The sequence below is a fragment of the Microbacterium sp. ISL-103 genome, from assembly GCF_018613995.1.
Taxonomy (GTDB): domain Bacteria; phylum Actinomycetota; class Actinomycetes; order Actinomycetales; family Microbacteriaceae; genus Microbacterium.
In genome coordinates this window covers 1-7,706 of record NZ_JAGGPD010000177.1, presented here as the reverse complement: position 1 = coordinate 7,706, position 7,706 = coordinate 1, and the positions used below count along the sequence as shown (strand labels likewise).

General features: G+C 66.5%; 7 protein-coding genes. 3 read left to right on the top strand and 4 right to left on the bottom strand.

The window, feature by feature from the left end; genetic code table 11:
• A partial coding sequence (locus J7E68_RS07390) for an ABC transporter substrate-binding protein (protein WP_215171295.1) occupies positions 1-996 on the top strand: 996 nt, incomplete at its 5' end.
• A 138-nt stretch (positions 997-1,134) separates the two neighbouring features.
• Here J7E68_RS07390 and J7E68_RS07385 read toward each other — a convergent pair.
• The 4 genes from J7E68_RS07385 to J7E68_RS07370 are packed head-to-tail and all read right to left on the bottom strand — an operon-like array spanning position 1,135 to position 5,204.
• Positions 1,135-1,896: an ABC transporter ATP-binding protein gene (locus J7E68_RS07385; protein WP_215171293.1), complete on the bottom strand. Its 762-nt coding sequence runs from the start codon at positions 1,894-1,896 to the stop codon at positions 1,135-1,137.
• On the bottom strand, positions 1,893-2,858 hold the full coding sequence (locus J7E68_RS07380) for an ABC transporter ATP-binding protein (RefSeq protein WP_215171299.1): 966 nt from the start codon (positions 2,856-2,858) through the stop codon (positions 1,893-1,895). Before J7E68_RS07380 ends, J7E68_RS07385 begins: the two co-directional genes overlap by 4 nt.
• Before the next feature lie 46 nt (positions 2,859-2,904).
• The gene (locus J7E68_RS07375) at positions 2,905-3,882 is read right to left on the bottom strand and encodes a branched-chain amino acid ABC transporter permease (RefSeq protein ID WP_215171291.1); all 978 of its coding nucleotides are present in this window, start codon (positions 3,880-3,882) and stop codon (positions 2,905-2,907) included.
• A 5-nt stretch (positions 3,883-3,887) separates the two neighbouring features.
• Positions 3,888-5,204, bottom strand: a complete 1,317-nt coding sequence (locus tag J7E68_RS07370; RefSeq protein WP_215171289.1) for a branched-chain amino acid ABC transporter permease — start codon at positions 5,202-5,204, stop codon at positions 3,888-3,890.
• A gap of 301 nt (positions 5,205-5,505) precedes the next feature.
• Here J7E68_RS07370 and guaB point away from each other — a divergent pair, with 301 nt between their 5' ends.
• Both guaB and J7E68_RS07360 read left to right on the top strand, forming a co-directional pair.
• Positions 5,506-7,008, top strand: coding sequence for an IMP dehydrogenase (gene guaB, locus J7E68_RS07365; protein ID WP_215171287.1), 1,503 nt, complete (start codon positions 5,506-5,508; stop codon positions 7,006-7,008).
• Between the two features lie 175 nt (positions 7,009-7,183).
• Positions 7,184-7,706: response regulator (locus tag J7E68_RS07360; protein ID WP_251048747.1), on the top strand; the 523-nt coding region annotated here is incomplete at its 3' end.

Sequence of the window (7,706 nt, the reverse complement as noted above, 5' to 3'; positions counted from 1 at the left end):
GCCGAAGACGAGGGCGACACCGACACCAAGGCGTACGAGACCTCCATCACCAAGCTCCAGGGTGCAGGGGTCACCGCCATCGTCGGCGCCGCGGCATCGGGCGTCTCGCGCCTGATCCTCGACGGAAACGTCAGCGCAGGCATCCTGCAGATCTCGGCCTCGAACACCGGCCCGGACTTCACGGACTGGGACGACAACGGCCTCTACTTCCGCACCGCTCCGAGCGACCTGCTGCAGGGTGAGGTGCTCGGCAACCTGATCGCCGAAGACGGTCACAAGACCCTCGGCGTCATCTACCAGAACGACGCCTACGGCACGGGACTCTTCGAGAACATCAAGTCGACGTTCGAGGGTGCCGGTGGCGAGGTCGTCGCCGACGCGTCGTACAACGTCGGTGACGGTCAGTTCGACGCACAGGTCGAGACCATCAAGGCTCAGAACCCCGACGCCGTCGCGATCGTGTCGTTCGACCAGTTCAAGACCATCGCGCCGCTGCTGGTGAACGCCGGCATCTCGCCGGACAAGTTCTACCTCGTCGACGGAAACCTGTCGGACTACGGCTCGTCGCCCGACACGAACTTCCCGTTCTCGCTCGAGGGCGCTCAGGGCACCAAGCCCGGACCCGCGCTCGAGGATGACTTCACCGACCGTCTGCAGACGTTCTGGACGGGTGAGGGCAACGCCGAGGTCAACGACTTCACGTACGCGGCCGAGGCATACGACGCCGTCGTGCTCGTCGCTCTCGCATCGCTCGCAGCCGGCTCGACCGAGGGTGCGGACATCGCAGAGAAGATGGCCGAGGTCTCGGGTGGCAGCGGAGACGGTGAGAAGTGCACCAGCTTCGCCGACTGCGCCAAGATCATCAACGACGGTGGCATGGCCGACTACGACGGATACTCCGGCGAGATCACGTTCGACGAGAACGGCGACCCGCAGGGTGCATCCATCGGCACGTACGAGTACAGCGCCGACAACCTGATCTCCCGCACCAACTGATCACGTTCGAAGGCCCCGGATTCAGCATCCGGGGCCTTCGTCGTGTCCGGGCCCTCGTCGTGTCCGGGAGCGCGATACATACCGAAGGAGGGGCGGATGCCGCAGCATCCGCCCCTCCTTCTGTATGTCTGCGTCGCGTCAGGCGGCGTCCGTGCCGAGCGTGCCGAGGTAGAGGCCGATCACCTTCGGATCGTTCAGCAGGTCGCGCCCTGTGCCCTCGTACGCGTCCTTGCCCTGGTCGAGCACGTAGCCGCGGTCGCAGATCTGCAGGCAACGACGCGCGTTCTGCTCGACCATGATCGTGGTGACGCCCGCCTTGTTGATGTCCGAGACGCGGATGAACGCGTCATCCTGACGCACGGGGGAGAGGCCCGCAGAAGGCTCGTCGAGCAGTAGCACCGACGGGTCCATCATGAGCGCCCGTGACATCGCCACCATCTGCCGCTCGCCGCCCGACAGCGAGCCAGCTCGCTGCTTGAGGCGCTTGCCCAGCTCGGCGAATATGCCGGTGACGAACTCGAGGCGCTCGGTGTAGATCTTGGGGTTCTGGTAGAGCCCCATCTGCAGGTTCTCTTCGATGGAGAGCGAGGGGAAGACGTTGTTCGTCTGCGGCACGAACGCGACGCCGCGCTTGACGAGCTTGTCGGCCTTGAGCCCCACGATGCTCTCACCCTTCACGGTGACATCGCCGCTGCGCACGTCGACCATGCCGAAGATCGCCTTCAGCAGCGTCGACTTGCCCGCGCCGTTCGGCCCGATGATGCCGATCAGCTCGCCCTGACGGGCGACGAGGTTCGCACCGTTGAGGATGTTCACCCCCGGCAGGTACCCGGCGTGCACGTCCTTCAGTTCGACGATGATGTCGTCGGGAGACGACGCTGCGGAGGTCTCGGCGCTCATGCGGTGCCCTTCTGGTCGGGATCGAGGGTGCTCGTCGCTTCGAGCTCCGCCTCGGCCTCTGCTTCGATCTGCTCGCGCAGCTTGGCGGCCGCCGCGTTCTCGATCACGGGGATGCGGCCGGTGACGGCCCCGAGGTCGAGATCCTGGTGGGCGCCGAGGTAGGCGTCGACCACCGCGGGGTCTTCCATGACCTGCTCGGGCGGACCCTCGGCGACGATGCGCCCCTCTGCCATCACGACGACCCAGTCGGCGATGTGGCGGACCATGTGCATGTCGTGCTCGACGAACAGCACGGTCATGCCCAGCCCCTTGAGGTCGAGGATGTGGTCGAGAAGCGACTGCGTCAGCGCCGGGTTGACCCCGGCCATCGGCTCGTCGAGCATGACCAGCGTCGGGTCGCTCATCAGCGCGCGCGCCATCTCGAGAAGCTTGCGCTGACCGCCCGAGAGCGATGCGGCGAAGTCCTTCTCCTTGGCGTCGAGCTTGAAGCGGGCGAGCAGCTCGCGCGCCTTGATCTCGATCTCCTGATCCTGCTTGCGCCACAGGAACGGGAACAGGCTCGACCAGAATCCCTCACCGCGCTGGCCGGGGGCGCCGAGCTTCATGTTCTCGAGCACGGTGAGCAGCGACAGCGACTTGGTCAGCTGGAACGTGCGCACCTGCCCCATGCGCGCCACCTTGAACGAGGGGACGCCCGAGAGGCTCACCCCGTCGAACGACCAGGTGCCGCTGTTGGGCTTGTCGAACCCGCAGAGCAGGTTGAACAGCGTCGTCTTGCCGGCGCCGTTCGGGCCGATCAGGGCGGTGATCGCGCCGCGTGGGATCTCGACGTGATCGACGTCGACGGCGGTCAGGCCGCCGAATCGCCGCTGCACGGCGTCGGCCACGAGGATCGGGTCGACCTTCGGCACGCCGGGGGCCGCGGGGCCCTTGGCGAGACCGGTGGTCTTCGGGCGACGGATGCTGCCGGTGGAGGGCGCCGCCTGGGCGCTCTCGTCGGGGGTCAGTTCATTTGACAAAGGTCATCTCCCTCTTGTCTCCGAGGATGCCCTGAGGTCGGAAGATCACGAGCAGCATCAGGGCGATGCCGACGAAGATGAACACCAGGGTCGAGGCCTGGCTGTCGGACATCGGCAGGAGGCCGGCCTTCGCCATGGACGGCAGCAGGTTGGCCATGAATGCGAACACGACCCAGAAGAGGATCGCGCCGAGCGTCGGCCCGAAGACCGTGGCTGCTCCTCCGAGCAGCAGGACGGTCCAGAGGAAGAACGTGAGCGAGGTCGTGTAGCTGCCGGGGACGACGGCGGAGGGGAGGACGAAGACGATTCCTCCGGCTGCGCCGATCACACCACCGACCACGAGTGCCTGCATCTTGTAGGCGAAGACGTTCTTTCCGAGCGAGCGCACGGCGTCTTCGTCTTCGCGGATGCCCTTGAGCACGCGGCCCCACGGGCTGCGCATCAGCGCCCAGACCAGCAGGATCGCCAGGACGAGCACGATGAGTCCGAACACGCGGTTCCAGAGGTCGTTCGCGCTGTACGTCCACGGACCGAACCCGTAGGTTCCCTGCGGGAAGGGATTGGCGTCGCGGAACCCGCCGTTGAACTGCGCGAGACCGTCGGCCGAGTTGGTGTACTCGTCGAAGATCTGGGTGGTGAAGAGCAACCGCACGATCTCACCGGCCGCGATCGTCGCGATCGCGAGGTAGTCGGCGCGCAGTCGCAGCGTCGGGATGCCGAGCAGCACCGCGAAGAACGCACCGCCGAGCAGACCGATCAGCATGCCGATCCACCAGGGGAGGCCGAAGGTCAGCACCGAGATGGCGTAGCCGTAGCCGCCGATCGCCATGAAGGCGGCCATGCCGAAGTTGAGCAGGCCCGCGTAGCCGAAGTGCACTGCCAGGCCGGTCGCTGCCAGCGCATAGGCCAGGGTGACCGGGCTGAAGAGGTACGTGGCGGTATTGGAGAAGATGCTTCCGAAGTCCATGGCGATCAGCCCAACCTTTCCCTGCGTCCCAGCAGGCCCTGTGGTCTGACGAGGAGGATGACGATGAGCACGACCAGCGCGCTCGCGTACTTCAGATCGGACGGGATCCACAGCGTGGAGACCTCGACCGCGATGCCGACGATGAGCGAGCCGACGAGAGCGCCGAACGCGGTGCCCAGGCCACCGAGCGTGATGGCGGCGAAGATGAGGAGCAGCATCTGCATGCCCATGTCCCACTTCACGCCGGGGCGGAAGTACGCCCAGAGGATGCCCGAGATCGCAGCCAGCGTGCCGGCCAGGATCCACACGTAGCGGACGACCTTGTCGACGTCGATGCCCGACGCCGCCGCGAGCTGCGGGTTGTCGGAGATGGCGCGGGTGGCCTTGCCGATTCGGGTGCGGGTGAGGAAGAAGGCCACGCCCACGATCACGACGATGCTCACGACCATGCCGATGATGTCGATGTACGACAGCGAGATCGGCCCGAACCGGAACGGCTCGGGGCTGGCGCCCGGCAGCTGGCGGGTGCCGCCGCCGATCATGTACTGGAAGGCGTAGCGCAGTGCGAGTGAGAGTCCGATGCTGACGATCATCAGCTGCACGACCCCGAGGCCGCGTCGCCTCAGCGGACGCCAGATGCCGGCATCCAGTGCCCAGCCGAACAGACCACCGCCGACGACCGCGGCGACGATGCCGAGCCAGAGCGGCAGATGCCAGAAGCTCGTCGTCACCAGTGCGACGAGGCCGCCCCAGGTCACCATCTCGGCGTGGGCGAAGTTCGACAGGCGGGTCGTGCCGTAGATGAGCGCCGCGCCCATCGAGGCGAGGGCCAGCAGGAGGCCGAAGTTCAGCCCGCCCACGAGGCGCGAGGCCAGCTGGTCGATGAACGACGTGGTCAGCCGTTCTCCCTCGCCGAGGAAGAGGTTCATGATCTTCGTGCCGGTCAGACCGAACTCGACCTCGAACGAGGCCGTCGTCCCTGCGATAGGCTGCGTGCCCTCCGGCAGCAGGGCCGGATCGACGATCACGCCGTCAGGGAGGGTCTCCTCGTCGACGGTGAGGGTGTACGTCTCCTTCTCGGGAACGTACAGACGCCACTTGCCCTCGGCGTCCGTCTCGGTCTCACCTTCGAAGCCGTTGCCCTCGATGCCCATGACGACGCCCTCGACGGGGTCGTCGTCGAAGGTGATGACGCCGGCGAAGTAGAAGTCGGTGACCTCCTGGCCGTCATCCGTCTCTTCGGCGGAGGCCGCCGACGGGGGCTGCAACCAGAGGAAAGCGATGGCGAGAAGCGACGCGAGAAGGATGATGACCCACCGCATACCGCTTCGATTCGCCGAGATCGTCGGACGCACAGAACCTCCAGCCGAGTACACAGGCCATGACAGGGTTGTTCATCGGCCTTGATGTACGACGGTATGAGCGTAATGTGTCGGCTCTGTTTCAACCAAGGCACGATCTGCTCACACTGAGAACGATCCCATCACGAAGTTGCGAAACATCGACCGCCTCGCGCGCGTCCTCGTGCGCGAGGCAGGGGCGGATGCCGGGAATTTCCTCAGCCTCTGCGCGCTTAGAATTGGTACACCCTCGCCCCAGATCGCGCCCGCAGGAGGATCATCCATGGACCAGCACGACCCCTTCGGCTTCGTCGGACTCACGTACGACGACGTGCTGCTCCTGCCGGGGCACACCGACGTCATCCCCAGCGAGGCCGACACCTCGTCACGGATCACCCGCCGCATCTCGGTCGCGACCCCGCTGCTCTCCAGTGCGATGGACACGGTCACCGAATCCCGCATGGCGATCGCGATGGCTCGTGAGGGCGGCATCGGCATCCTGCACCGCAACCTCTCGATCGCCGACCAGGCAGCTCACGTCGACCGCGTCAAGCGCAGCGAGTCGGGCATGATCACCGACCCGATCACAACGTCGCCGGACGCGACCGTCGAAGAGGTCGACGCGCTGTGCGCCAAGTACCGCATCTCGGGCCTGCCGGTCGTCGACCCCGACGGTCGCCTCGTGGGCATCATCACCAACCGCGACATGCGCTTCGTCTCGGGCTTCGAGCGTCAGACCACGTTCGTGAAGGACGTCATGACCTCGGATGGTCTCGTCACCGCTCCCGTGGGGGTCGCCGCAGGCGAGGTCATCGCCCTCTTCGCGCACCACCGGGTCGAGAAGCTTCCGCTCATCGACGAAGACGGCAAGCTGGCCGGCCTCATCACCATCAAGGACTTCGACAAGAGCGAGAAGTACCCGCTCGCGACCAAGGACGATCAGGGCCGTCTGCGCGTCGGCGCGGCGATCGGCTTCTTCGGCGACGCCTGGGAGCGGGCAGAGGCACTGCGCGACGCCGGTGTCGACGTGCTGGTCGTCGACACGGCCAACGGCCAGTCGCAGGGCGTCATCGACCTGGTCACGCGGCTCAAGGCCGACGAGAGCTTCGCGCACATCGACGTCATCGGCGGCAACGTCGCCACCCGCGAGGGCGCGCAGGCGCTCATCGACGCGGGCGTCGACGCCGTCAAGGTCGGAGTGGGTCCGGGCTCGATCTGCACCACCCGCGTGGTCGCCGGCGTGGGCGTGCCCCAGGTGACCGCCGTCTACGAGGCATCGCTCGCCGCTCGCCCCGCCGGAGTGCCGGTGATCGCCGACGGCGGTCTGCAGTACTCGGGCGACATCGCCAAGGCCCTCGTCGCAGGCGCCGACGCGGTCATGCTCGGCTCGCTGCTCGCGGGCACCGACGAGTCGCCGGGCGAGATCGTGTTCCAGTCGGGCAAGCAGTTCAAGCAGTACCGCGGCATGGGATCGCTCGGTGCCATGCAGACCCGCGGCAAGCAGACGTCGTACTCGAAGGACCGCTACTTCCAGGCGGATGTCCCCAGCGACGACAAGCTGATCCCCGAGGGCATCGAGGGTCAGGTGCCGTACCGCGGACCCGTGTCGGCCGTCGCCTATCAGCTGGTCGGTGGCCTGCGTCAGTCGATGTTCTACGTCGGCGCCCGCACCATCGAAGAGCTCAAGCAGCGCGGCAAGTTCGTGCGCATCACGTCGGCAGGGCTCAAGGAGTCGCACCCGCACGACGTGCAGATCGTCGTCGAGGCGCCCAACTACAAGCGCTGAGTCTGAACAGACGAAGGACCGGATGCGAAAGCATCCGGTCCTTCGCCGTTCTACGCCCTCGCTCAGTGTGTTGGTATGCCAGTATTTAGAGACACCCGCTCGACTTCCCCTCGAGCTCCCCGCGCGAAGGGCGCAGAGAGACATATCGGACACTGACCGGTAGGGGACTTCCCCAATGAGAGCCGCATATATGTCTCAGGATGCTCCCCGCGTCCTCGTCGTCGACGACGACCCCGACGTCGCCCTGCTCGTGAAGACCGTGCTCGAGAGGCGCGCCGGCTGCGAGGTCGTGGTCGAACACGACGGCCGCTCCGCCGTCGAGCGACTCGCCAGCTTCACACCGGATGCGGTCGTCACCGACATCGAGATGCCGGGTCTCGACGGACTCGAGCTGCTGGCCGAGCTGCGCCGCAACGATCCGCTGCTTCCGGTCATCGTGATGACCGCGCACGTCTCGGTGGAATACGCCGTCTCGGCCCTGCGCGCCCAGGCCGACGAGTTCCTCACCAAGCCCCTCGACAACGCGAGGCTGGTCGAGGCCGTCACCCGTCTCGTGACGGAGGGCCGTGCACGACGCGAGGCCAATCGCGTGAAAGAGGTCGTGCTCGCCATCGGCGCGCACCCCGACGACGTCGAGATCGGCGTCGGCGGACTCCTGGCAGCACACGCGCAGGCCGGCGACTCGATCACGATCCTGA

Excerpts from the sequence above, each read along its gene's own strand:
- J7E68_RS07385 (WP_215171293.1), bottom strand. The coding sequence starts at position 1,896 with ATGAGCGCCGAGACCTCCGCAGCGTCGTCTCCCGACGACATCATCGTC.
- J7E68_RS07375 (WP_215171291.1), bottom strand. The coding sequence starts at position 3,882 with ATGGACTTCGGAAGCATCTTCTCCAATACCGCCACGTACCTCTTCAGC.
- J7E68_RS07370 (WP_215171289.1), bottom strand. The coding sequence starts at position 5,204 with ATGCGGTGGGTCATCATCCTTCTCGCGTCGCTTCTCGCCATCGCTTTC.
- guaB (WP_215171287.1), top strand. The coding sequence starts at position 5,506 with ATGGACCAGCACGACCCCTTCGGCTTCGTCGGACTCACGTACGACGAC.